Origin of the sequence: Roseovarius sp. AK1035, assembly GCF_003288315.1 — a bacterium.
Taxonomy (GTDB): Bacteria; Pseudomonadota; Alphaproteobacteria; order Rhodobacterales; family Rhodobacteraceae; genus Roseovarius; species Roseovarius mucosus_A.
This window is the reverse complement of sequence record NZ_CP030099.1, coordinates 2125075-2147351: the sequence shown is the minus strand read 5'-3', so window position 1 is coordinate 2147351 and position 22277 is coordinate 2125075. Positions and strand designations below refer to the sequence as shown.

The 22277-nt window shown below is 63.4% G+C and carries 26 protein-coding genes; 14 read left to right on the top strand and 12 right to left on the bottom strand.

Annotated elements, in window-relative coordinates; all coding sequences use genetic code 11:
• Nucleotides 1-26: 26 nt before the first annotated feature.
• The 5 genes from RAK1035_RS10275 to RAK1035_RS10255 all read right to left on the bottom strand — a co-directional run bounded on the left by RAK1035_RS10275 (nt 27) and on the right by RAK1035_RS10255 (nt 4146).
• A complete protein-coding gene (locus tag RAK1035_RS10275) occupies nt 27-548 on the bottom strand; it encodes a chemotaxis protein CheW (RefSeq protein WP_008279901.1) in 522 nt (173 codons plus the stop codon).
• Between the two features lie 2 nt (nt 549-550).
• On the bottom strand, nt 551-1678 hold the full coding sequence (cheB, locus tag RAK1035_RS10270) for a chemotaxis-specific protein-glutamate methyltransferase CheB (protein WP_232279159.1): 1128 nt from the start codon (nt 1676-1678) through the stop codon (nt 551-553).
• Nucleotides 1678-2487 (bottom strand): CheR family methyltransferase, encoded by an 810-nt coding sequence (locus tag RAK1035_RS10265; RefSeq protein WP_008279899.1) that lies wholly within the window; start codon nt 2485-2487, stop codon nt 1678-1680. Before RAK1035_RS10265 ends, cheB begins: the two co-directional genes overlap by 1 nt.
• Nucleotides 2487-3698: a chemotaxis protein CheA gene (locus RAK1035_RS10260; protein WP_008279898.1), complete on the bottom strand. Its 1212-nt coding sequence runs from the start codon at nt 3696-3698 to the stop codon at nt 2487-2489. The genes RAK1035_RS10265 and RAK1035_RS10260 overlap by 1 nt, the downstream gene beginning before the upstream one ends.
• Before the next feature lie 139 nt (nt 3699-3837).
• Entirely contained in the window at nt 3838-4146 is a 309-nt protein-coding gene (locus tag RAK1035_RS10255; RefSeq protein ID WP_008279897.1) for a hypothetical protein, read from the bottom strand.
• Nucleotides 4147-4510: 364 nt separating this feature from the next.
• On the opposite strand from RAK1035_RS10255, the gene RAK1035_RS10250 reads away from it, so the two are divergent.
• Genes RAK1035_RS10250 through RAK1035_RS10220 form a run of 7 tightly spaced genes read left to right on the top strand, consistent with a single transcriptional unit; the run spans nt 4511 to nt 11286 of the window.
• Nucleotides 4511-5647 carry a sigma-54 interaction domain-containing protein gene (locus tag RAK1035_RS10250; RefSeq protein WP_008279896.1) on the top strand — a complete coding sequence of 379 codons (1137 nt, stop codon included), beginning with the start codon at nt 4511-4513 and terminating at the stop codon, nt 5645-5647.
• A gap of 12 nt (nt 5648-5659) precedes the next feature.
• A complete protein-coding gene (gene fliE, locus RAK1035_RS10245) occupies nt 5660-5986 on the top strand; it encodes a flagellar hook-basal body complex protein FliE (protein ID WP_008279895.1) in 327 nt (108 codons plus the stop codon).
• Nucleotides 5987-6017: 31 nt separating this feature from the next.
• Nucleotides 6018-7712 (top strand): flagellar basal-body MS-ring/collar protein FliF, encoded by a 1695-nt coding sequence (gene fliF, locus RAK1035_RS10240; protein WP_008279894.1) that lies wholly within the window; start codon nt 6018-6020, stop codon nt 7710-7712.
• Nucleotides 7709-8746 (top strand): flagellar motor switch protein FliG, encoded by a 1038-nt coding sequence (gene fliG / locus RAK1035_RS10235; RefSeq protein WP_008279893.1) that lies wholly within the window; start codon nt 7709-7711, stop codon nt 8744-8746. Before fliF ends, fliG begins: the two co-directional genes overlap by 4 nt.
• Before the next feature lie 4 nt (nt 8747-8750).
• Entirely contained in the window at nt 8751-9542 is a 792-nt protein-coding gene (locus RAK1035_RS10230; protein ID WP_008279892.1) for a FliH/SctL family protein, read from the top strand.
• Nucleotides 9543-9580: 38 nt separating this feature from the next.
• Entirely contained in the window at nt 9581-10873 is a 1293-nt protein-coding gene (locus RAK1035_RS10225; protein WP_050775736.1) for a FliI/YscN family ATPase, read from the top strand.
• Nucleotides 10870-11286 carry a hypothetical protein gene (locus RAK1035_RS10220; protein WP_008279890.1) on the top strand — a complete coding sequence of 139 codons (417 nt, stop codon included), beginning with the start codon at nt 10870-10872 and terminating at the stop codon, nt 11284-11286. Before RAK1035_RS10225 ends, RAK1035_RS10220 begins: the two co-directional genes overlap by 4 nt.
• Before the next feature lie 13 nt (nt 11287-11299).
• On the opposite strand, the gene RAK1035_RS10215 is transcribed toward RAK1035_RS10220, so the two are convergent.
• Nucleotides 11300-12163 (bottom strand): helix-turn-helix domain-containing protein, encoded by an 864-nt coding sequence (locus RAK1035_RS10215; protein ID WP_008279889.1) that lies wholly within the window; start codon nt 12161-12163, stop codon nt 11300-11302.
• Nucleotides 12164-12271: 108 nt separating this feature from the next.
• Here RAK1035_RS10215 and RAK1035_RS10210 point away from each other — a divergent pair, with 108 nt between their 5' ends.
• Nucleotides 12272-13237 carry a fatty acid desaturase gene (locus RAK1035_RS10210; RefSeq protein WP_008279888.1) on the top strand — a complete coding sequence of 322 codons (966 nt, stop codon included), beginning with the start codon at nt 12272-12274 and terminating at the stop codon, nt 13235-13237.
• Between the two features lie 13 nt (nt 13238-13250).
• Here RAK1035_RS10210 and RAK1035_RS10205 read toward each other — a convergent pair whose 3' ends face one another.
• Nucleotides 13251-14675 (bottom strand): FAD-binding oxidoreductase, encoded by a 1425-nt coding sequence (locus RAK1035_RS10205; RefSeq protein ID WP_008279887.1) that lies wholly within the window; start codon nt 14673-14675, stop codon nt 13251-13253.
• Nucleotides 14676-14802: 127 nt separating this feature from the next.
• Between RAK1035_RS10205 and RAK1035_RS10200 the strand changes: the two genes are divergently transcribed.
• From RAK1035_RS10200 to RAK1035_RS10190, 3 genes are read left to right on the top strand one after another with little or no spacing between them, the layout of a single operon-like run.
• Nucleotides 14803-15255 (top strand): DUF3429 domain-containing protein, encoded by a 453-nt coding sequence (locus tag RAK1035_RS10200; protein WP_008279885.1) that lies wholly within the window; start codon nt 14803-14805, stop codon nt 15253-15255.
• On the top strand, nt 15255-15722 hold the full coding sequence (gene rnhA, locus RAK1035_RS10195) for a ribonuclease HI (protein WP_008279884.1): 468 nt from the start codon (nt 15255-15257) through the stop codon (nt 15720-15722). The genes RAK1035_RS10200 and rnhA overlap by 1 nt, the downstream gene beginning before the upstream one ends.
• On the top strand, nt 15719-16342 hold the full coding sequence (locus RAK1035_RS10190) for a trimeric intracellular cation channel family protein (protein ID WP_008279883.1): 624 nt from the start codon (nt 15719-15721) through the stop codon (nt 16340-16342). Before rnhA ends, RAK1035_RS10190 begins: the two co-directional genes overlap by 4 nt.
• 3 nt (nt 16343-16345) lie before the next feature.
• Here the strand turns inward: RAK1035_RS10190 and RAK1035_RS10185 are convergent, their stop codons facing one another.
• Genes RAK1035_RS10185 through def (RAK1035_RS10165) form a run of 5 tightly spaced genes read right to left on the bottom strand, consistent with a single transcriptional unit; the run spans nt 16346 to nt 18819 of the window.
• Nucleotides 16346-16585 carry a GlsB/YeaQ/YmgE family stress response membrane protein gene (locus RAK1035_RS10185; RefSeq protein ID WP_008279882.1) on the bottom strand — a complete coding sequence of 80 codons (240 nt, stop codon included), beginning with the start codon at nt 16583-16585 and terminating at the stop codon, nt 16346-16348.
• Nucleotides 16586-16588: 3 nt separating this feature from the next.
• Nucleotides 16589-16831 (bottom strand): hypothetical protein, encoded by a 243-nt coding sequence (locus tag RAK1035_RS10180; protein ID WP_008279881.1) that lies wholly within the window; start codon nt 16829-16831, stop codon nt 16589-16591.
• A 4-nt stretch (nt 16832-16835) separates the two neighbouring features.
• The gene (gene fmt, locus RAK1035_RS10175; RefSeq protein WP_008279880.1) at nt 16836-17744 is read right to left on the bottom strand and encodes a methionyl-tRNA formyltransferase; all 909 of its coding nucleotides are present in this window, start codon (nt 17742-17744) and stop codon (nt 16836-16838) included.
• Nucleotides 17745-17802: 58 nt separating this feature from the next.
• Entirely contained in the window at nt 17803-18297 is a 495-nt protein-coding gene (gene def, locus RAK1035_RS10170) for a peptide deformylase (protein WP_037297104.1), read from the bottom strand.
• A 3-nt stretch (nt 18298-18300) separates the two neighbouring features.
• Entirely contained in the window at nt 18301-18819 is a 519-nt protein-coding gene (gene def / locus RAK1035_RS10165) for a peptide deformylase (RefSeq protein ID WP_008279878.1), read from the bottom strand.
• Nucleotides 18820-18917: 98 nt separating this feature from the next.
• Between def (RAK1035_RS10165) and RAK1035_RS10160 the strand changes: the two genes are divergently transcribed.
• From RAK1035_RS10160 to RAK1035_RS10150, 3 genes are all read left to right on the top strand, one after another.
• On the top strand, nt 18918-20087 hold the full coding sequence (locus tag RAK1035_RS10160) for a MalY/PatB family protein (protein ID WP_008279877.1): 1170 nt from the start codon (nt 18918-18920) through the stop codon (nt 20085-20087).
• 19 nt (nt 20088-20106) lie between these two features.
• Nucleotides 20107-21120: an NAD-dependent epimerase/dehydratase family protein gene (locus RAK1035_RS10155; protein ID WP_008279876.1), complete on the top strand. Its 1014-nt coding sequence runs from the start codon at nt 20107-20109 to the stop codon at nt 21118-21120.
• Nucleotides 21121-21224: 104 nt separating this feature from the next.
• A complete protein-coding gene (locus RAK1035_RS10150) occupies nt 21225-22268 on the top strand; it encodes a patatin-like phospholipase family protein (protein WP_008279875.1) in 1044 nt (347 codons plus the stop codon).
• Nucleotides 22269-22277: the final 9 nt, after the last annotated feature.

Here is a 22277-nt window from a genome sequence, read left to right as displayed (position 1 = left end):
GGATTGGGTTCTGGGGCAGCCATGGATCAGGCCTCGGCCATCATTGGTGGGACGAGCACGTCATCCTCGACCAGTAGGTTGACATTGAGCAGGATGGCCACCCGCTCTTCCAGACGGCCCAGACCCAACACAAGGCTGCGGCCCTCAGAGCCCGAGAAACTATGCGTCCGGTCAATCTGGTTCGCCGGAATATCGAGCACCTCGTTGACACCATCGACAATCAGGCCCACCGGCGCATCATTGACCTGCAACACGATCACCACGGTGCGGTCATCATAGGCCTTGTCCGGCATGCCAAAGCGCAGCCGCACGTCCATCAGCGGGATCACCTTGCCACGCAGGTTGATCACGCCCTTGATGTAATGCGGCACGTCCGGCACGCTCATGATGCGTTGCAATCCGACAATCTCGGTCACGACGCCAATCGAAACCCCGTAGAGCTCAGAGCCGACCGGAAAGGTCAGATACATGGTCTCAATGGAATCCGACGGCTCGGCCTGAAGCTCGGTCTGCGGTGTCTGCGTATCGGCAAACGCGGTTTTGGTCATGGTCAGACTCCTCTATGGGTCATTCGGGGGGCCGGGGCGGCGGGTGCCCGCTGGGTTGCAGATGTCGTGCCAACCGAAGCCAGCAATTGCGCCGCCATCTGGTCGAGCGGCACTTGCGCCAGCGCAGCCCCTCTCTCCCAGGCGCGTGCAGGCATGCCAAAGACCAGCGATGTTGCTTCGTCCTGCACATAGGTCTGCGCCCCGGCAAGACGCGCAGCCAGCAGGCCATTGGCCCCGTCGCTGCCCATGCCGGTCAGCACGGCGGCACTCAGGCGCGGCGCAGCCACTTGCGCGGCTGATGTCAGCAGCACGTCGACGGAAGGCATCGAAAAACAAACCGGATCGCCCGTCACCAGCTCGACCGCCAAGGTACCCGAAGCGGCGCGGCGCAGCCGCATGTGCCGCTCGCCCCCCGGCGCAATAAGGGCGAGGCCAGGGCTCAGACGGTCGCCATGGTGCGCCTCGCGCACCTCGATGGCGCAGGTCGCGTTAAGCCGTCGGGCAAAGGCCTCGGTAAAACCCGCAGGCATATGCTGAACAATCACGACAGGCGGACAATTGGCAGGCAGTGCTTGCAACAAAGAGCCAAGCGCCTGAACCCCGCCTGTCGACGCGCCAAGCGCGATCACCCAATCGCGCGATAAAACAGGAGCGGCCAGTGTCGGCGACGGCACTGGCGCTGGATCCGAAACCGGAGATTTCATCCGGTGCATATCGACCTGTGCCACCGCCCGCACCCGCGCAGCAATGGTCGCCAATGCGATATTGTCGACCATACCCGGCGCCACGCCTTGCGGCTTGGGCATCACATCGACCGCCCCGGCCTCGAGCGCCTCGATACTGCGGCGCGCCCCAAGCTGCGTGCTTGACGAGACAACGATCGTGGGAATTCGCAGCCGCGCCACGGTCTGACGCAGGAATTGCATCCCGCCCAGCCCCGGCATTTCCAGATCAAGCGTGATCACATCCGGACGGCGCGCCATGACAAACTCATGCGCCTCTTCGGCACTCGCGGCCTCGCCGATCACCTCGATGCCGGGATCAGCACCAAGCGTCCGGGTCAGAAAACGCCGGAAAAAACTTGAATCGTCTACGACAAGCACCGTGACGGGTGCAGCAGAGCGGGTCATCATGACCTCCTTCGGTAAAGACCGGTGGCGACAGGCTCCCATAGGGTGCCCAATTGGCGCACGGATTCCGTCACAGAGGTGATCAGCCAGCCACCCGGCTCGACCACGTCATAGAGGGCATTCACCGTGGCAACCTGATCGGCCCGGTCGAAATAATAGAGCACGTTCCGGCAGAACACGGCCTGAAACGGAAGGTTGAACGGATAGGGTGTCGCCTTGAGGTTCATGCGCCGAAAGGTGCAGGCCCGACGCAACTCGGGCGCCACCCTGTATTGATCCAGCCCCGCAGGTTCGAACCAACGCTTGAGCACCATCGGATCGGTCTGCGAAAACTGGCGGTGGGAATAGATGCCCAACTCGGCCCGCTCGACCATCGGATCGCTGATGTCAGTGCCCAGAATATGCGTGCGGTTCAGCGCCGCGGGCCCCAACCGGTCGGCCAGCATCATGCCGACGGTATAGGCTTCTTCGCCACTCGAGCAGGCCGCCGACCAAAAGCGGAACTCAGGCCGCTCTTTCAGTTCGGGCAGGGCAAGGTTCATGAACTGATCCAACACCTCGATCTCGCGAAAGAAATAGGTGTGGTTGATCGAGGCCGCGTGCAGCACCGCAAGCTGTAGATCCTGCGCGCCAACGCGGTCCAACTCGCGCGCGAGATGGTTCAGATCGGGCAGATCAAACCGCCGCAACACGCGCTCCATACGCTGCCGCAGCAGATCAGCCTTGGACGGACCAAAGGTGATTCCGCAGCGGCGGCTCAACCAATCGCGCAACTGCTCGAATCCGGCCTGATCCGCATAGACCTGCATCAGCGCCCGCCCCCGTTTGCCAGTCGCTCGCAATCGAGCACCATCGCCACCTCGCCAGAGGACAAGAGAGCAAAGCCCCAGCTCGCGCGCACCCGTGTCAGCGTGCCTTCAAGCGGCTTCATCACCACCTGCTGACGGTCAAGGATTTCATCAACGGGCACCGCAATCGGCCCAGAGGTCGACTCGAACACGATGAACACCATCTCTGACAGCGGCGGCAATTCGCTGCGCATACCGTCAAAGAACTTCTCCAGGCGGCATACCGGAATGAACCGGTCGCGCTGTCGCAACATCTCGCATCCGCCCTCGGCGGACAGGGCCAGATGATCCCCGAGACCCGGTTTGACGATCTCGGCAATATCGTCGATGGGCACACAATAAAGCTGCGTGCCCAGCCGCAGGATCACGCTATCGAGAAAGGCCAAAGACACCGGAATATGCAGCGACACGGTCGTGCCCTTGCCTTCTTCGCTCTGGACCCCGATCCGCCCCCGCAAATCTTTCATGGTGGTGTTGAGCACATCCATACCCACACCGCGCCCAGATAGGGTTGTCACGGCTTCGGCGGTCGAAAAACCGGGCTCAAAGATCACCTTCCAAACGGCGGCATCTTCGGGCTCTTCGGTCGGGCCAAAGAGACCCCGCTCGCGCGCCTTGGCCAGGATCTTACCCCGGTTCAGCCCGCGCCCGTCGTCGATCACCTGAATTCGCACCTCGCTGCCCACCTGAGCGGCAGACAGGATAATGCGGCCCGCAGGCGATTTGCCCGCCGCCTCGCGCTCGGCCGGCGGCTCTAGTCCGTGATCGGCGGAATTGCGCACCACATGCAGCAACGGATCATAAAGACGGTCCGCTACAAGCTTGTCGATGGATGTATCCTCGCCACGCATCTCAAGGTCGATCTGCTTGCCGGTTTCACGCTGCAATTCACGCACCATGCGCTTGAGCCTGCGAAACACCTCATCCACCGGAACCAGCCGCAATTCGCTTGCGGCATCCTGCACCTCGCCCACGATCATCGACAGCCGATGTGCCGCCGCCTCGAACCCCACAAGGTCGAGATTGGCCAGTTCCGGCGCATTGATGGTTTCAGACACCGACAGCGACAACTCGCCCACGAGGTCCATCAATCGCCCGATCTTGTCCGACGAGACGCGAAGCAACGCCCCGCCAGAGGCCTGCTCGGGCACCTGCTCTGCACGCGCCGTCATGCCTGCGGCCCTCGTTCAGGACACAGCTTGTTTGGGAACACACTCGCCATGTGATCAGGTCTTTCTCAATCTGTCGGCCTGCTAGCCGGTGACATCTGCATGCGCCGATGCAACCGGCGTGCCAGACTAAATCCCGCGCTCAGGCGGCATCTTCGGCGTTCCCATCGAAATTGAAAATACAGACCCCCTCGAACCCGGTAGATCGAAAGAGAAAGGTTTTCTTCATCGTCTGGATGAAGCCCCCATGTTTCTTTTCGAAGTTCTTGAGATCCGCGATACTCGGGAAGAACAGGTTGACGGAAATGTCCCCCTCCTTGCCGATCATGACGGTCAGGCCTGAGATACGGCATTCCGGAATCGCATTCCCCAGAATCTCCGTGATGAAAGGGGCCGCGATCTGTGCCGCATCGAGGCTTGGAAACTTGAGATGATACGTTTTCGATAACATTGTTGCCTACCAGTTGAGCTCTTCTGAGTTCCCAAACGGACCCCTGCCCAAAAATGTGAGCGCCCAGACGACATATCTCGCGAGTATCTTTGGTGCGCGCCCGCTCGCTTTTGGCGTGATCCGACGCTGAAAGCGCAACATGATCCAAAGGACAGCGCCACATCTCTCCCCGAATGACGAAGCCTCGACAGGTGACAGTCGACACCTCGCGTTTTCGTCGGAGTTGCGACGTTTTCAGGGTCCTGAGACCGAAATTTCCCCGCAAAATCGCGACTTTGGGCAATTCCGGGGGTGAATTGCCCCCAAATCCCGCGTGGCACGATCCCTGCTTACAGTTTTCATATCGCAATCAACGAGGTTTCCCATGGCCGACATCTGCATCACCGCCGCGAATTTCCCTCAGGCACAAGCCCTCAAGGCCCTGCTCGACGGGCGTCGTCTGAATGTTCGCATCGGCTATCAGCCCACCTGTCACACCTTGGTGCAGGGGGCGCCCGTGACCGACCAGCGCGCGCTGGTGGAACTGGCCCGCAAGCTGGGGGCGAAACGGATCGTGGTGATCGAAGGTCAGGCCGCAGAATTTGCTCTGCGCGAGGATCTGGGCGGACGCATGCTGACCGTATCGCTGCCCGATAGCGGCCTGCCCGCCCTGCGCGATGCCGCCTTGATGGCAGTGGCCGATCTCTTGGCTGCTCCGTTCGGCACCATGGTCGCCGCCGACCCGAACTCTGGCGCGCTGATCGACATGGCCCGCCGCGTCGCTCGCTTTGACGTCAGTGTCTTTATCAACGGCCCCACCGGCAGCGGCAAAGAGGTGCTCTCGCGCCTGATCCATCAGGCCTCGCCGCGCGCCGACAAACCCTTTGTCGCCATCAACTGCGCCGCCATCCCCGAGAACATGCTCGAAGCGCTGCTCTTTGGTCATGAAAAAGGGGCCTTCACCGGGGCCAACACCGCCAACAAAGGCTATCTGCGCGCCGCCGACGGCGGCACGCTGCTCCTTGACGAGATTTCCGAAATGCCGATGGCGCTTCAGGCCAAACTCCTGCGCGTCATTCAGGAAAAGGTCGTGACCCCGCTCGGTAGCCAGACCGAAGCTCAGGTTGATGTCCGCATCCTCGCCACCTCCAACCGCGATATGGAGGCCGAAATTGCCCGCGGGGCCTTCCGCGAAGACCTCTACTACCGCCTCAACGTGTTCCCCTTGGAAACGCTGGCCCTCTGCGCCCGTCCGCAGGATGTGCCGGTGTTGGCGCAGGCCATGCTGCGCCGCCACACACCCGAGGGCCTGCCCACGCCGCTTTTGTCGCCCGAGGCCTGCGACATCCTCGCCGGTCACGCCTGGCCCGGCAATGTACGCGAGTTGGAAAACGTGATGCAGCGCGCGCTGGTGCTCGCCGATGGCATGGTGATTGCACCCGAACATATCATGCTCGTTGCCCGCCCCACCTCTTTGACACGCTCGCGTCCCGCAGCCCTTCCCACCTCTCTTGCCGCCTGATCCTGACCTGACATGAGCCTGACCGGCATCTCCTCTTCCGTCAGCATGATGCACGCCTCGCAGGCGGCAGCACGCCCTGACCCTATTCAGCGCCCGACCGCCATGGCCGACGCGCAGGGGCCGGGCTTTGCTGAACGGCTGGGCAAGGCGGTCGAGAGCGTGAACACCCAGCAAAGCAAGGCCTCGCAGGCCGCCCGCGATTTCGAAACCGGGCGGACCGAAAACCTCGCCGCCGTCATGGTCGAGCAACAGGTCGCATCGCTGGGGTTTCAGATGACGATGCAGGTCCGCAACAAGGCGCTCACCGCCTATCGCGACATCATGAATATGCCGGTCTGAGGCCCAGACTAGAACCACGGAAGTAGAGACTATGGACGGACAGCAAACCACCCTCCCGGCACAGGCTGGCGCCACCTCGCTTGTGCAACGGGCGCGCCTTGCGCTCTCGGGCATGGATGGGTTCATCGCCCAGCCTGCCCTGCGCCGTGCCCTGCCCGCGATTGGCGTGCTGTTGGTCGTGACGCTTGGTCTGGCCGCGTGGCTGCTTTTGGCCCCCGCCAACCGCGTGACCCTTCACGCAGGTCTGCCCGAGGCGGAAAAATCCCTGGCCCTCGACGCGCTGACTGCGGCTGGCATGGACGCCCGGCTTGATCCCTCTTCCGGCGCGCTTACCGTGGCCGCTGATCAGTTTCACAGCGCCCGTATGCTCTTGGCCACCCAAGGTTTGCCCGAAGGGGCGACCGACGGCATGTCAGCCATTGACGAAATGCCCATGGGCACCTCGCGCCAGATCGAATCCGCCCGCCTGCGCCGGATGCAGGAACTCGACCTTGCCCGATCGATTCAGGAATTGCGGCCAGTGCGCGCCGCCCGCGTGCATCTTGCCCTGCCGGAACGCAGCGCCTTTGTCCGCGACAGCCAACCGCCCCGCGCCTCTGTGTTTCTCGAACTCGCGCCGGGCATGGCCCTGGACCAAGCGCAGGTGCGCGCCATCGTCAGTCTCGTTGCCGCCGCCGTGCCCGATATGCCGCGCGGCAATGTCTCGGTCGTGGATCAGACTGGCACGCTGTTGACCAGCCCCGAAGAAGACCCGGTGCAGTCCGAAGCGGACCGCCAGATGCAGCACCAGCGCCGGCTTGAAACCCTCTACCGCGACCGCGTGCTGTCGCTGCTCACCCCCATCGTGGGCGCGGGCAATGCCGCCGTCGAAGTAACACTCGATATGGATTTCACCCGCTCCGAGATCACCAGCGAAGAATACCTGCCCGACACCGCCCTGCGCAGCGAGCAAAGCAGCAGCCAGCAAACCAGCGGCGCGCAGGCGGGCGGCATTCCCGGTGCCGTGGCCAACACGCCCCCGAATGAGGCGCAAATGGCCGAGGCCGCCACCCAAGGTGCCAAAAGCGGCACCACCAACAGCGCCACCTCCTCGACCCGCAATTACGAGGTCAGCCGCCGGGTGGAAACCCGCCAGCCGCAGACCGCTCAGATCAACCGCGTGCATGCCGCCGTGCTTTTGCACCGCCTGCCGACCCCCGCCGCCCCTGCCGAGGGTGAAGCCACCTCTGCCGCCCCCGAGGCCGTGCCCCTCGCGGAAATCGAGGCGCTGACCCGCTCCGCCATCGGCTATAACGCAGAGCGTGGCGATATCGTCACCGTGGCCAGCGCCCCGTTTGTGGTGGCCCCCTCCGTCATTTCGGCAGAGCGGTGGTATGACGCGGCTTGGCTGCCGACGCTGGGGCGCACGCTTGCTCAACTGGCGCTCTTTGGCATCATCGTGCTGGGTGTCGTGCGCCCGATCCTCAATCGCCTGCTGCCCCCCGTCGGCGCCACCGCCACCACCGGCATGACCTATGGCGATGCCATCGAAGTGCCCCGTGGCGAGAGCCTGTCAGCCCTGCGCCAGCGCCTTGAAACCGCCGCCCCGAATGCCGAGGACCTCAACGGTGCCATCACCTATGAGGAAAAGATCGACCTCCTCCGCCAGATGGCTGGGTCCGAGACCAATCGCATCGCGGGCGTCTTCAAATCCATGATCACCCCCACTGGTGAGGACCGGCCATGACCCTCGCGCTCCCTGCCCCCTCTGGCACGCGCCCCGGCGCGGACCTGACCCCGGTGCAAAAGGCCGCCATCCTGATGATGATCTTTGGTGAGGAAACCGCCGCACAAATCCTGCGCGCCCTTTCCCCCTCCGAAGTGCAGGTTCTGGGCGAGGCCATGTTCACCGTGCAGGGCGTCGATCACGACACGGTCGATGCCGTGCTCAACGAGTTTCTAGGGCTGGTCAGCAACCAGACCGGCATCGGAATCGGTGCGGGCAATTACGTGCGGCAAGTGCTTGATCAGGCGCTTGGCGCCCATAAGGCGCAATCTGTGCTTTCGCGCATCGTGCCCTCCAACAGCGAACGCCCGATCGAAATCCTCGACTGGATGGACCCCTCTGCCGTGGCCGAGCTTATTCAGGATGAACATCCGCAGATCATGGCGCTGGTCATCGCCTCGCTCGACTATGCCCAAGGTGCCGAAGTGCTCAAGCTGCTGCCCCCCGAGGCACAGCCCGAAATCATCCGCCGCATCGCCACGCTCAACACCGTGCAACCCGAGGCGCTGCGCGACCTCGAAGAGGTGATGCGCGCCAAGTTCAAGGCCAACACCACGCTGCGCGCCTCGCAGATTGGCGGGGTCAAGGCCGCCGCACGGATCATGAACTTCACCCGTCAGGACATGGAAGAGCGGATTATGAAAGACATCCGCAAGGATGACAAAACGCTGTCCGAGGATATTCAGGACAATCTTTTCGTGTTCGATTACCTCATCAAATCCGACGAACGCGCCCTGCAAACCGTGCTGCGCGAGATCGACAGCGAGATTCTGATCCTCGCCCTCAAAGGGTCCAACCCAACCCTGCGCGACAAGCTCTTGGGCTGTGTTTCAGCCCGCGCCGCCGCCAATATCATGGACGAGATGGAGGCCATGGGCCCCGTACGCCTGAGCCAGGTGCAGGAGGCCCAGAAACAGGTCATCACCGTCGCCCGTCGTCTGTCGGACGAGGGCAAGATCACGCTCGCCGGACGCGGCGGCGAAAAGATGGTCTGAGACCATGACCGCCATGCCTGCCCCTGACCTTCCCCCCGCGCCCGGCGCACTCACGCCCGAGGATCTGCTGGCGCTGGTGCGTCGGTCTTCGCAGCAATTCCAGCGCCGCGATCCTGCCATCCCTGAAACGCAAGCCGAGAGCAGCTTTGCCCCGCAGACCGTGGTGCGCCCCCTGCGCGCGCCCGCGCCAGAGGCAGAGCCCGCGCCTGTCACCGCAACGCCCGAAGAGAAACCCACCGCCAGCTTCACCCCTGCGCCACCCCCGGCCACTTTTGACATCGAGGCCGAGCGCCGTGTCGCTTGGGCCGAAGGCCACGCCGCCGCCCTGCAGGACATCGAGGCCGCCCGCGCCGCCGCCCGCGCCGAAGCACTGGAAGAGGCGCGCGCCACCGCCGCGCAGGATATCGCTGAAACGCGCGATGCTTTCACTGCCGCGATCACCCGCCTCACCAGCGCCGAAAACGAACGTTTGGCAGACCTGAGCACCAAGCTGGAGCTGGCCGTGCGCCAATTGGCCACCCAACGGGCCGGGCAGAAAATCGACGAGGCCCCCCGCCCCTTTCTGCGCCGCATCGAAAAAATCACCCATCAAATCGCCGCCGGGGCCGAAAATACCGTCGTGTTGATGAACCCCGCCGACCTTATGGCGATCAAACCGCATATCAAGGATTTCAGCCCATTGGCCAAGGGGCGGCTGTCGCCCGACACCACCTTGGGGCGCGGGGATCTGCGCATTCGCATGGAAGATATCACCTTCTCCGATGTGATCGCCGAACGCGACGGGGGGCTGGCATGACCGATCTTCTGGCGCGTCTCGCACAGGCCACCGAGGCCATGACCGAGGTGCCGCCCCCCGGCTATTCAGGTCAGGTGCTGCGCTATGATGGTCTCATCCTCGAATGTGCGGGCTTTCCTGCCAGCCCCGGCACGCGCTGCCGCATAGACACCGAGGATGGCAAGGGCGCCACCGGTGAAATCGTGGGCTTTGCCAATGGCCGCAACCTGCTCTTTCTCGATCAACCCGGTGCGCGCATCACCCATGGCTGTCAGGTGCACAAGATGCGCGGCGGTCACAACGCCGCCATGGGCGACGCCCTCTTGGGCCGCGTGCTTGATGCGGAAGGCGCGCCGCTTGACGGCTATGGTCCGCCCGATTGCCCGGAAACCCGCCCGCTCTCGGGCCGCGAACAAAACCCGCTTGCGCGCCAGCCCGTCGATGCCCCGCTTGATGTTGGCGTGCGCGTGATCAACGCCGCGCTCACCGTCGGGCGCGGTCAGCGCGTGGGCATCATCGCAGGCTCGGGCGTCGGTAAATCCGTGCTCATCGAAATGATGACCCGCTACACCTCTGCCGATGTGATTGTCGTTGGGTTGATCGGGGAACGCGCCCGCGAAGTGGGCGATTTCGTCTCCAAGGTCATGACCGGTGAGAACCGCGCCAAGACCTGTGTCGTCGCCGTGCCCGCCGACCGCTCGCCGCTTCTGCGGCTGCGCGCGGCACATCGCGCCACCGCGATTGCCGAATATTTCCGCGATCAGGGCAAGCAGGTCATGCTGATCATGGACAGCCTCACGCGTGTGGCGCATGCCCGCCGCGAAATCGGTCTGGCATTGGGCGAGCAACCCACCGCCAAGGGCTATACGCCCTCTGTCATCTCGATGATCCCCGGCCTGATCGAGCGCGCCGGTCCGGGCCTGCCCGGTCAGGGCAGCATCACCGCGTTCTATACCATTCTGGCCGATGGCGACGACACCACCAACGATCCCGTTGTGGACACGGCCCGCGCCATTCTCGACGGGCATTTCGTGCTTTCGCGCAATCAGGCGCAGATGGGCATCTATCCCGCCATCGACCTCACCCAATCGGTGAGCCGTGTGATGAAGGACATCGCCGAGAAACCCCACCACGCAGCCGCCATGCGCCTGCGCCGCCTCATTGCCCTGTATATGGAGAACCGCGACATGATGCTCATGGGTGCCTATTCCCCCGGCCAAGACGCCACGCTTGACGAGGCCGTCACCCTCTGGCCCCGGATCGAGGCCTTTATCCGGCAGGATATCCATGAACCCGCCAGCCTTGAGGACAGCATCAGCGCCCTTTGCGCGCTGACAGGCGGTGCCGCATGAGCGCGCGCCAGCACCGTATCCTGACCCTGATGGCCCGGCAGGAAAACCGCGAGTTGGGGCACCTCTCCATGCAGCTTGGCCATTTGCGGCGGCAGGAAATGCAGCAATTCGACATGGCCGACCGTCTGGGTCAAATGCTCGACCAGAGCGCACAGGCCCCGGCCGAGCCGATGACCCCCGGTCAACTGAGCACGGCGCATTTCATGGGGCGCACCCTTGTGCAGCAGCTTGAGGCGACGCGCAGTCAGATGGCCCGCACGCGGCAAGAGCGCGCCGCCGTGGAACATGACCTCTCGCAGCACCAACGCCGCCAGCAGATCCTGCAAGAGCGCGCGGACCTTAGCCGCCGCGCCCTGCACGCGGCCCGCGCCGAGGCCGAAGACAACGCCACCCTGCCCCGCCGTACGCGGTAACGCGATAGCGCCGCTATCGCACCAGCCCGTCACGCAACGCACGCAGATGCGCGGGGATCTCCCGCGCCGTCACCCCTGCCTCGCGCACCAGCCCGTCGAAATGTAACGTGATCGCCTCGATACGTTCGGTGTCGCGAAACACCATATAGTTGCGCCCCAGATAGAGCACCGCCAGCAGTGGCCCAAAAAGCGTGATCGGCGCGGAATAAACCCGCCGCGCGTCAAAGAGATAAAGCCGCAGGCGCGGATAAAGCTGCGTCGTCGTGGCAATCAGGTGATCAAGCTGCGCGCGGCGCAGATCTGCGGGCAACCCGCGATAATAGCCCTCGCCGCGCGCAAAACTCTCGATCTCATACAGCGGCAGAGCAATCTCGTAATCCGACCGCGCCGCCCGCATCCAGGCCATGCGATCCTCGGACGCGCCAATCGCCTGATCGGTCGAACGGCCCAGATGCGGCGCATATTCCCATTCCAGCATCGCGCGGGTCTTGAGCATATCGGGCAGCGCGGCCGGCACATGGCGGATCTTGTATCCCGCCGCCTCCTTGTGCCACGCGAAAATCTGTTCATCGACAAGGGCGCGTGGGGCCTCGGTCAACGACAGCGTGTTGGCCAGCATATCGGCGGCGGTTTCGGGTCGGTCGGTCAGGCCCAACAGCCAATCGGCAGAGACCCCTAGCGCCGAGGCGCATTCCCCCACCACCTGCGCATTGGGCAGCCGCGCGGCATCGCCCTTGAGCAATTGCGACACGGTCGAGCGATCCACCTCAATCGCCCGCGCCAAAATGCTCTGATTGCTGCCACGACGGCGCATCGCCTCGGTCAGCCGGTTTCGAAACAGGGTGGCCCGCAGGCGTTTGTCGATTTTTTTGGACATGCGGTGACTATAATCACATTTGCGGAGAAATGTTAACCATTTCCGAAATGGCGCACTCAGAAGATTGAAACGACTGTCAGGGGAAGATGCACATCAAAAGGACCCAGAATGCACGCCCCATCGCAGCTGAACGCGCGCCCCGAAGCAGGCAGACAGCCGCCCAAGACGCGGCAGGCGGCTCGCGTTGAATGGCCCACGCTTGGCCTGCTGGCGCTCTGCTACGCGATGTGGGTCTTTGGCACCACGGCGGCGTCGGCCCTCGCGTTGCCGCTTGGCATTGTCGTCACCGGCCTCGCCATCGCCCTTCATTCCTCGCTCTGCCATGAGGCGCTGCACGGGCACCCGTTCCGCTCTCAGCGCCTGAATGAAACGCTGGTCTTTCCCGCCCTCTGCCTTGCTATCCCCTATGCAAGGTTCCGCGACACCCATCTTGCGCATCACCGTGACGAGTTTCTCACCGACCCCTATGATGACCCCGAGGCGAATTACCTTGATCCGATTGTCTGGGCGCGGTTGCCGGGTTGGGTGCGGGCGGTGCTGCGGTTCAACAACACACTGGCGGGGCGGATGCTGATCGGGCCAATGGTGGCGCAGATCTCTTTTCTGCGCAGCGACTGGCGGGCGATCAAGACAGGCGACCGTGCCGTGCGCGATGCTTGGCTCTGGCATATCCCGGCAGTGGCGCTGGTGCTGGCTTGGCTGTGGTTTGTGCCGATGCCGGTCTGGGCCTATCTGCTGGCGGTCTGGCTGGGCTTGGCGATCCTGAAAATCCGCACCTTTTTAGAGCATCGCGCCCATCTGCGCGCCAGCGGCCGTACCGTGCTGATCGAGGATCGCGGCCCTTTGGCGTGGATTTTCCTCAATAACAATCTGCATGTGGTGCATCATATGCACCCCGAGGTGGCATGGTATCGCCTGCCCGCGCTCTATGCGGCGCGGCGCGACCATTACCTGCGGCGCAACGATGGCTATGTCTATCGCTCCTACGCCCAGATTTTCGCCGCGTATTTCTGGCAGGCCAAGGACCCGGTGGCGCATCCGCTCTGGCCCGGGCGCTCTGACGGCGACACATAGGCAGCAGCACGGGTTAACCCCGCAGCACCGCCCCCGGATTCATGATCCCCAGAGGATCGAGCGCCGTCTTTATCGCGCGCATCGCGTCCAATTTCACCGGATCACCATAGCGCTCCAGATCCTCGACCTTGAGCCGCCCGATGCCATGTTCGGCGCTTACCGATCCGCCCATCTCATGCACCAGATCATGCACCGCACGCTTGATCTCGTCGCGCTCCGCCACATGATCCGCACGTCCCCGCCCCGGCATGGGAAAGACGTTGTAATGCAGGTTGCCATCGCCCAGATGCCCAAAACAGTTGATCCGGAACGCGCCGATCCCGGCGATGACCACATTCGCCTGCACGATAAAATCGGGGATCAGCGACATCGGCAGTGAAATGTCATGCGAACTGATGGACCCGATGCGCCGGTTGGCCTCTGGAATTTGCTCACGCACCTCCCAGAACTGATGCCGCTGGGTTTCGGATTGCGCGATCATGCCGTCGCTGACCAGCCCCGCCTCGAACGCCTCGGCGAATAATCCCTCCAACATCGCCGCCGGATCAAGCCCACTGGCCAGCCCCACGTCGATCAGTACGAACCATTCAGGCATCTTGGCAAAAGGATGGCGGATATCGGGCAAGGTCTCGGCCAGAAATTCGAGCCCGGCCCGGTGCATGATCTCGAACGCGCTGACCCCCTCGCCGATGCGCGCACGCGCCAGCGCCAAAAGGTCAAGCGCGGCGCGTGGTCCCTCGACCACCATCAGCGCCGTGCCCTCGCCCATGGGGCGCGGAGAAAGCTTGAGCGCCGCAGCAGTGATCACCCCCAAGGTCCCCTCGGACCCGATCAGAAGGTTGCGCAGATCATAGCCTGTGTTGTCCTTGCGCAGGCGTTTCAGACCGTGCCAGATGCGCCCATCGGGCATCACCGCCTCTAGCCCCAAACACAAATCGCGCGCATTGCCATAGCGCAGCACATTGACGCCGCCCGCATTGGTGGCAAGGTTGCCGCCGATCCGCGCCGATCCCTTAGCGGCGATGCTGAGCGGGAAGAGCCGGTCCACTTCGGCGGCGGCGGTATGGATATCTTGCAGGATCGCCCCTGCCTCGACCACGATCACGTTTTCCGCCGGATAAATGCCGCGCACCGCGCGCATCCGCTCAAGGCTCAGGATCACCGGCGTCGGGCCACCGGGGGCGATCTGTCCCCCCACAAGGCCGGTGCCGCCGCCATAGGGCACCACCGGCACGCGCGCAGCGGCACAGGCACGGACAATCTCGGCCACGTCTTCGGTGTTGCCGGGGGCCAGAACCACGCCCTGCCCCTGCCAGCGGCCGCGCGGCTCCTCAAAATAGCCGGGCGTGGCCTCGCGGAACACGGGCGCGGGCAGGCGCGCGCGCAGCGCGTCGATGAAAGCGGGGGTGGCTGGGGCCAAGGTGGGAGTCTGGGTCATGCGCTTTACCTATCACGTTGCCCGCATCGGTCCAGCCCTTCGTGAGAGGCAAAGAAGCGGCGCATGGAACGCGAATGCACGGCTTTCCCCCTTGTCTCTGCCCGCCCTCCGGGCCATTTTGCGCGCCATGCAGATGATCCCCCGCGCCCCGCTCTTTCTTGGCCTTGCTGGCCTCTTGCCCTTTCTCTGGGGGGCACTGACCGTGGTCCTGCCCGACCTCGGCCTCTGGACCGCGCAGACCATCGGGCCGCGCTTTGCCGGGCCATACGTCATGCTCTTTTACGGCGCGGTGATCCTGTCGTTCATGTCGGGCGTGCTCTGGGGTTTCGCCACGCGGGCGACGGGCACGATGGCAGGCATCTGCTATGGCCTTTCGGTCATTCCGGCCCTTTGGGCGTTTTTCATGACCGGCGGCGGGCCAACCTCGGCGGGAACAAGCCTCATCTTCGGTTTTGCAGGCCTTTTGGCGCTGGATTGGCAATTCTGGCGATGGGGCCTCACCCCACCTTGGTGGATGGCGTTGCGGATGCTGCTGACGGCGGTGGTGATCGGCTGCCTTGCGGTGGGGGTGTTGCTCTGATGCCCGCGCTTTTCGCCTATACTGACGGGGCCTGTTCCGGCAATCCCGGCCCCGGTGGCTGGGGGGTGCTGATGCGCGCCATGGACGGCGATGCCATTCTCAAGGAACGCGAACTCTCGGGGGGCGAGGCCGATACCACCAACAACCGGATGGAGCTTTGGGCCGCCATTGCCGCGCTTGAGGCGCTGTCGCGCCCTTCAACCATCACCATCGTCACCGACAGCGCCTATGTCAAAAATGGTGTGACCGGCTGGATGCACGGCTGGAAGCGCAACGGCTGGCGCACCGCCGACAAAAAGCCGGTCAAGAATGTCGAGCTATGGCAACGGCTGGACGAGGCGCAGAAACGCCACACCGTCACGTGGGAATGGGTCAAGGGCCATGCAGGCCACCCCGAGAATGAGCGCGCCGATGAACTGGCCCGCGCCGGGATGGCCCCCTACAAGCCAAGCAAGGCCAAAGGATGAGCGCGCTCATCCTGCTCGATTACGCCTCAGTGCTGATCTTTGCACTGACCGGCGCGCTTGTGGCCTCGCGCCAACAACTCGACATCGTGGGCTTTGCCTTTATCGCCTGCCTGACGGCGGTCGGCGGCGGCACGCTGCGGGATGTGCTTTTGGATCGCAACCCGGTGTTCTGGCTGGGCAATCCCAACTATATCCTCATTGCCTGCGTCGCCGCCCTTTTTGTGTTTTTCACCGCTCATCTGGTCGAAAGCCGCTATCGTCTCTTGCTCTGGCTCGACAGTTTCGCGCTGGCCGTCGCGGTGCCTGCGGGCGTAAGTGCGGCGATGGTGATGGGGCAAAGCCCGGTGATCGTGGTGCTGATGGGCATGGTCACGGGCTGTATGGGCGGGCTGATGCGCGATGTGGTCTGCAACGAGGTGCCACTTGTGCTCAAACAGGGCGAGCTTTACGTGACCGCCGCCTTTGCCGGAGCCTTGGGCGCAGTGATTGCCGCAACGCTCACCAACGATCCGCTTGTGATCTTGGGCACCTGCGCCGCCCTGACGTGGGCGCTGCGCGTGGGCTCTCTCACGCTTGGCTGGCGGCTGCCGGTCTACCGGGCGCGCCCGCCACGGCAATAAACCTCAGCGCCGCTGACCGATCATCTTCCACAGCCAGACGAGCAGCATCGCGCCCAGAACCGCACCGATCAACCCGCCAAGAAAACCCGTGATCATCAGCACCATGCGAATGACCACCGCCCCGATCAGCGTTCCGGCAATGCCAATGAGGATTGTCGGCACCACGCCCACCTCAACCCGCATCAACCGCGTCGCCAGAAACCCGGCCGCAATCCCCACGATCAAAAGCCCGATGATGCCCATGCCTTACCTCCGATTCCGCCAATGGGTCGGCACGATGATCAGCGCCCCGATTGAGGATAGGATCGCATCAATCCCCGGCGCGCCAAAGCGGATACCGAACATGATCCGGACAAAGTAAAACAGAAACGCGCCGCCGATGCAGATGATGATCGAGGGCAAATAGCCATTGCGGGTGAACCCGCTCTTTTCGCTGGCGTAACCCACGATGCCCGCGATTACTACCGTACCGAATAGCTGCATGAACATCGCGTCACCCCAATTGCGTGCCACGCGGCAAGGGCATGCCGCGCAAGAACTCGTCAGCATCCTGCGCCGCGCGCCCGGCCCGTTGCAAGCGCAAAAGCCGCACAGATCCCGTGCCGCAGGCTACGGTCAACCCGTCGGCCAGAACGACACCCGGCGCACCGTGCGCCTCTGCCATGGCAGAACAAAGCAGCTTGATCCGCTCGCCCCCCACCTCGCACCAAGCCCCCGGAAAGGGCGAGAGGCCCCGGATCAGCCGGTCCACCTCTGTGGCAGGGCGCGTCCAATCCACCCGCGCCTCGGATTTGTCGATCTTGGCGGCATAGGTCACGCCCGCCTCGGGTTGTGGCTCTGGCGTCAAGGCGTCGAGCCGCTCCAATGCCGCGACGATCAACCGCGCGCCAAGGGCAGACAATCGGTCATGCAATTCCCCTGTGGTTTCCTGGGGGCCAATCGCCACAGGCTCGCGCAGCAGAACCGGCCCGGTATCGAGCCCCGCCTCCATCTGCATGATGCATACGCCTGTCTCGGTATCCCCCGCCATGATGGCGCGGTGAATGGGCGCGGCCCCCCGCCAGCGGGGCAAAAGGCTGGCGTGAATGTTCAAACACCCGCGCGTTGGCGCATCGAGCACGGCCTGCGGCAGGATGAGGCCATAGGCCACCACCACCGCCACTTCGGCCTTGAGTGCTGCAAACTCTGCCTGCGCCGTGGCCTCTTTCAAACTCACCGGATGGTGGACCGGCAGGCCAAGCGCCTCGGCGCGCGCCTGCACCGGGCTGGGGCGGTCTTTTTTGCCGCGTCCCGCCGGGCGCGGCGGCTGGCAATAAACCGCCGCCACCTCATGGCCTGCGGCAACCAAAGCCTCAAGCACCGGCACAGAGAAATCCGGCGTTCCCATGAAGATCACACGCATGCCGCCCCCTGTCCCTGTTCCCAGAATACTCAAATCCGCCGCTGCCCCAAACGCTGCCTCAGCCGATCTTGCGCGCCCGCCTGAGCAGCATATCGCGCTTGACCCGGCCCAGACGGTCGAAATACATCCGCCCCTGCAAATGGTCGATCTGATGCTGCACGGACGTGGCCCAGAGGCCGACAAAATCGCGCTCCTCAACCTCTGCGTCGGCATTCAGGAACCGCACCGTCACCGCACGTGGCCGCTCAATCATTGCCGAGACACCGGGAAGACAGGGGCTGGCCTCTTCATGGGGGCGCAATTGCACGCTCGCGTGCAGGATTTCGGGGTTGGCCATACGCACCGCTTGGCCCCGCGCCGTGCTGGCATCGACCACGGCCAGCGCTTGCATCTCGCCCAATTGCGTGGCGGCCAGCCCCACGCCCGGCATCGCCTCCATCACCGCGATCATCTCATTCCAGAGGGCGCGCGTTTGGTCGGTGATCTCAGGAAGCGGTGCCGCAGGCATCCGCAGCCGCTTATCAGGCCAGCGCAGGCAAGGGCGCGGCGCCACGGCTTAGCCCCGCGCCAGTTCGCGCTTGAGCTTTTGCATGCGCCGGGTGATGAGTTGCCGCTTCATTGCACTGAGGTAATCAATAAAGAGCTTGCCATCGAGATGGTCGATCTCATGCTGCACGCAGGTGGCCCAAAGACCGCCAAACCCTTCCTGATGCTCCACCCCATCCAAGTCCATCCACCGCATCTCGACCTCTGCAGGGCGCGTGACATCGGCGAATTGATCCGGAATCGACAGGCAGCCTTCCTCATACACGCTCTTTTCCTCGGAAAAGGCGGTGATTTCGGGGTTCAACATCACGATCGGGCGCGGGGTGGCCCCCTCATCCTTGACGCAATCCAGCACGATCAGACGATCCATGACGCCCACCTGCGGCGCAGCAAGGCCGATGCCCGGCGCGTCATACATGGTCTCGAGCATATCCTGCGAGAGTTTGCGCAACGCATCGGTCACGTCCTTCACGGGCGTGCAGACCTTTCTCAGGCGCGGGTCGGGATGGATCAGAATGGACCGTTTCATGGCGGCTATTTAGGCGATGACCGGGCGTTCTGCAACGCCCCTTGCGCTCGGGCCGCGATCGGTTAGCCTGCGCGCCAAACGCAGAGCCGGAGACCCCTATGAATTTCGACGAGATCATCGACCGCCGCGGCACCCATTCCGACAAATGGGACATGATGCAGGCCAAATATGGCGTCTCGCCCGAGGATGGGATTCCGATGTGGGTGGCGGATATGGATTTCCGCCCGCCCGCCTGTGTCACAGAGGCCCTGATCGGCATGACGCAGCATGGCGTCTACGGCTATTATGGCGACGATGCCGCCTACCGCGCCGCGATCCAGTGGTGGATGCAGACACGCCACGGCTGGACGGTCGAGGCGGATGCGATCTTTACCACCCATGGCCTGGTGAATGGTACCTCGATGTGCATCGACACATGGACCGCGCCGGGGGATGCGGTGGTGGTATTCACCCCCGTCTACCACGCCTTTGCCCGTGTGATCCGTGCTGCGGGGCGCGAGGTGCGCGAATGTCCCCTCCTCAACACCACAGGCCACTACGAGATGGATTTCGACGCCTATGATGCGCTGATGACGGGCAATGAAAAAATGCTCATCCTCTGCTCGCCGCATAATCCCGGTGGCCGGGTCTGGACCAAGGCAGAGCTTGAGGGTGTAGCCGATTTCGCCCGCCGCCATGACCTCATCCTCGTGTCGGATGAAATTCACCATGATCTCGTGATGCCCGGCCAGCGCCATACCGCCCTGCCCCATATCGAGGGTATCGCTGATCGGCTGGTGATGATGACCGCCACCACCAAGACCTTCAACATTGCAGGCGCGCATCTGGGCAATGTGATCGTGCCCGATGCAAAGCTGCGCGCGCAGTTTGCCGCCCGCATGGGCGCGATGGGGATATCGCCCAATTCCTTTGGTCTCTTCATGGCCGAGGCCGCCTATAGCCCCGAGGGCGCAGAATGGGTTGATGCGCTCTGCCTCTATCTCGATGGCAACCGGCAACTCTTTGAGGCTGGAATGCAGGCCATTCCCGGTGTGCGCGCCATGCCGCTCGAGGCGACCTATCTGACGTGGATCGACTTTTCCGGCACCGGCATGACGGCGGCAGAGTATACCGGCCGGGTCGAACGGGACGCGCGCGTTGTGGCCAACCACGGCCCGACCTTTGGCACCGGCGGCGAGAGCTTCCTTCGGTTCAACATCGCCACACCGCGCGCCCGCGTCGCAGAGGCGGTCGCGCGTATTCAGACCGCCTTTGCCGATCTGCAATGAGCGTCCGGGGCGCGGGCCGATGACGCGGGTTTTTATCACCGGCACCGCCGGATTTATCGGCTATCATCTGGCAAACCTGCTGCTGGATGAGGGCATAGTGGTGCATGGCCTCGACGGCATGACCGACTATTACGACGTCAGCCTGAAACAGCGCCGCCACCAGATGCTGATGCAAAAGCCGGGGTTTGTCGCGACCGAGGCCATGCTAGAGGATCAGACAGCGGTGGACGCCGCGATTGACGCCTGCGCCCCTGACATCATCGTGCATCTCGCGGCGCAGGCAGGCGTGCGCTACAGCCTTGAAAATCCGCGCGCCTATATCGACGCCAATATCGTCGGCACCTTCAACATCATGGAAGCGGCCAAGCGCCATGCGGTGCGCCATCTCCTGATGGCCTCCACCTCCTCGGTTTACGGCGCGAATACCGACATGCCCTATGCCGAGACGATGAAGGCCGACAGCCCAATGACGATCTACGCCGCCACCAAAAAGGCGACCGAGGCCATGGGCCATGCCCATGCCCATCTGTGGAACCTGCCCACCACGATGTTTCGGTTCTTTACCGTCTATGGCCCATGGGGCCGCCCCGACATGGCCTATTTCAAATTCGTCGAGGCCATTCTGGCGGGTCGCCCCATCGACATCTACAATCACGGCGAGATGTATCGCGATTTCACCTATGTGGGTGATCTGGTGCGCGGTATCCGTCTGCTGATGGATGCCGCCCCCGTGCGCCCCCTGACGCCCGAGGATATCGCCCCCGGTGACAGCCTCTCGCCCGTCGCCCCCTACCGGATCGTCAATATCGGCAATTCCGAAAAGGTGCGCCTCTTGGATTTCGTCGCCGCCATCGAAGACGCGCTAGAACGGCCCGCCATCCGCAACATGATGGAGATGCAAAAGGGCGATGTGCCCGCCACTTGGGCGGATGCCCGCCTGCTCGAAACACTGACCGGATACCGCCCGCAAACCAGCGTGCGCGACGGGATTGCCCAATTCGTGCGCTGGTATCGCAGCTATTATCAGGTCTGAGCAGGAATCTAAGGGCAGAGGGCGGCAAGGGCCATGGCGTCGCGCGACCTGCGCTACTAGCGTGCGCCTGAACTCAGCCCCCCAATGACGGAGACAGCCCGCCCATGAGCAAGACCGGCAAACCGATCAATCTGGCGCTTCAGGGCGGTGGCGCGCATGGGGCCTTTAGCTGGGGCGTGCTGGACTACCTGCTCGAGGATGGGCGCCTGCATATCGCGGGGGTCTCTGGCACATCAGCCGGGGCGATGAACGCCGTGGCCTTGGCAGATGGCTTTACCCGCGCCGGGCCCGACGGCGCACGCGCGGCGCTTGACCACTTTTGGCGCAGCATGAGCGGCAGTGTCAAACATTCGCCGATGCAGCGCACGCCGCTGGACCGTCTGACCGGCAACTGGGGGCTGGAAAACAACCCGTTTTACCATTTCATGAACGCGCTCACTGGCGTTGCCTCGCCCTATCAACTCAACCCGATGAACATCAACCCGCTGCGCGATCTGGTAGAAGAAAGCATTGATTTCGAGATGGTGCGCAAATGCACGGCGTTCGAGCTCTTTGTCTCGGCCACCAATGTTGAAACGGGCCGGGTCAAGGTCTTTGCCCGCGAGGAATTGACCGCCGATATGGTGATGGCTTCGGCCTGCCTGCCGCAGATGTATCAGGCGGTCGAGATCGACGGCGTGCCCTATTGGGATGGCGGCTATATGGGCAACCCGTCGCTTTTCCCGCTCTATGGCAAGACCGGCACCGATGACATCGTGGTCATCCAGATCAACCCGATCGAGCGCAAGGGCGCACCGCGCTCGGCGCAGGAAATCCAGAACCGTCTGAACGAAATCAGCTTTAACGCGAGCCTGCTCAAGGAACTGCGGGCCATTGATTTCGTGGACCGCCTGATTGCTCAGGACAAGCTTTCGACCGATCACTATCGCCCGGTCAAGGTGCATCTGATCGAGAATGAAGCAGCGCTGAAACCGATGGGGGCCTCGTCCAAGATGAATGTCGAATGGGCGTTTCTGACCCGCTTGCGCGACATCGGGCGCGAGACGGCGGCGGCATGGCTTGATGCGAATTACGACCATGTCGGCGTCAAAAGCACGGTGGACCTGCGCGCCATGTTTCAGGGCATTGGGGCCGAGCATCAGGGCTGAGAGGTGCTG

Excerpts from the sequence above, each read along its gene's own strand:
- RAK1035_RS10230 (WP_008279892.1), top strand. The coding sequence starts at position 8,751 with ATGACCGCCATGCCTGCCCCTGACCTTCCCCCCGCGCCCGGCGCACTC.
- RAK1035_RS10210 (WP_008279888.1), top strand. The coding sequence starts at position 12,272 with ATGCACGCCCCATCGCAGCTGAACGCGCGCCCCGAAGCAGGCAGACAG.
- RAK1035_RS10160 (WP_008279877.1), top strand. The coding sequence starts at position 18,918 with ATGAATTTCGACGAGATCATCGACCGCCGCGGCACCCATTCCGACAAA.
- RAK1035_RS10275 (WP_008279901.1), bottom strand. The coding sequence starts at position 548 with ATGACCAAAACCGCGTTTGCCGATACGCAGACACCGCAGACCGAGCTT.
- RAK1035_RS10250 (WP_008279896.1), top strand. The coding sequence starts at position 4,511 with ATGGCCGACATCTGCATCACCGCCGCGAATTTCCCTCAGGCACAAGCC.
- rnhA (WP_008279884.1), top strand. The coding sequence starts at position 15,255 with ATGCCCGCGCTTTTCGCCTATACTGACGGGGCCTGTTCCGGCAATCCC.
- RAK1035_RS10190 (WP_008279883.1), top strand. The coding sequence starts at position 15,719 with ATGAGCGCGCTCATCCTGCTCGATTACGCCTCAGTGCTGATCTTTGCA.
- fliG (WP_008279893.1), top strand. The coding sequence starts at position 7,709 with ATGACCCTCGCGCTCCCTGCCCCCTCTGGCACGCGCCCCGGCGCGGAC.
- RAK1035_RS10220 (WP_008279890.1), top strand. The coding sequence starts at position 10,870 with ATGAGCGCGCGCCAGCACCGTATCCTGACCCTGATGGCCCGGCAGGAA.
- RAK1035_RS10205 (WP_008279887.1), bottom strand. The coding sequence starts at position 14,675 with ATGACCCAGACTCCCACCTTGGCCCCAGCCACCCCCGCTTTCATCGAC.
- RAK1035_RS10255 (WP_008279897.1), bottom strand. The coding sequence starts at position 4,146 with ATGTTATCGAAAACGTATCATCTCAAGTTTCCAAGCCTCGATGCGGCA.
- RAK1035_RS10185 (WP_008279882.1), bottom strand. The coding sequence starts at position 16,585 with ATGGGCATCATCGGGCTTTTGATCGTGGGGATTGCGGCCGGGTTTCTG.
- RAK1035_RS10150 (WP_008279875.1), top strand. The coding sequence starts at position 21,225 with ATGAGCAAGACCGGCAAACCGATCAATCTGGCGCTTCAGGGCGGTGGC.
- RAK1035_RS10260 (WP_008279898.1), bottom strand. The coding sequence starts at position 3,698 with ATGACGGCGCGTGCAGAGCAGGTGCCCGAGCAGGCCTCTGGCGGGGCG.
- fliE (WP_008279895.1), top strand. The coding sequence starts at position 5,660 with ATGAGCCTGACCGGCATCTCCTCTTCCGTCAGCATGATGCACGCCTCG.
- RAK1035_RS10155 (WP_008279876.1), top strand. The coding sequence starts at position 20,107 with ATGACGCGGGTTTTTATCACCGGCACCGCCGGATTTATCGGCTATCAT.
- fliF (WP_008279894.1), top strand. The coding sequence starts at position 6,018 with ATGGACGGACAGCAAACCACCCTCCCGGCACAGGCTGGCGCCACCTCG.
- def (WP_008279878.1), bottom strand. The coding sequence starts at position 18,819 with ATGAAACGGTCCATTCTGATCCATCCCGACCCGCGCCTGAGAAAGGTC.
- RAK1035_RS10215 (WP_008279889.1), bottom strand. The coding sequence starts at position 12,163 with ATGTCCAAAAAAATCGACAAACGCCTGCGGGCCACCCTGTTTCGAAAC.
- fmt (WP_008279880.1), bottom strand. The coding sequence starts at position 17,744 with ATGCGTGTGATCTTCATGGGAACGCCGGATTTCTCTGTGCCGGTGCTT.
- RAK1035_RS10225 (WP_050775736.1), top strand. The coding sequence starts at position 9,581 with ATGACCGAGGTGCCGCCCCCCGGCTATTCAGGTCAGGTGCTGCGCTAT.
- RAK1035_RS10200 (WP_008279885.1), top strand. The coding sequence starts at position 14,803 with ATGCAGATGATCCCCCGCGCCCCGCTCTTTCTTGGCCTTGCTGGCCTC.
- RAK1035_RS10180 (WP_008279881.1), bottom strand. The coding sequence starts at position 16,831 with ATGTTCATGCAGCTATTCGGTACGGTAGTAATCGCGGGCATCGTGGGT.
- RAK1035_RS10265 (WP_008279899.1), bottom strand. The coding sequence starts at position 2,487 with ATGCAGGTCTATGCGGATCAGGCCGGATTCGAGCAGTTGCGCGATTGG.
- cheB (WP_232279159.1), bottom strand. The coding sequence starts at position 1,678 with ATGACCCGCTCTGCTGCACCCGTCACGGTGCTTGTCGTAGACGATTCA.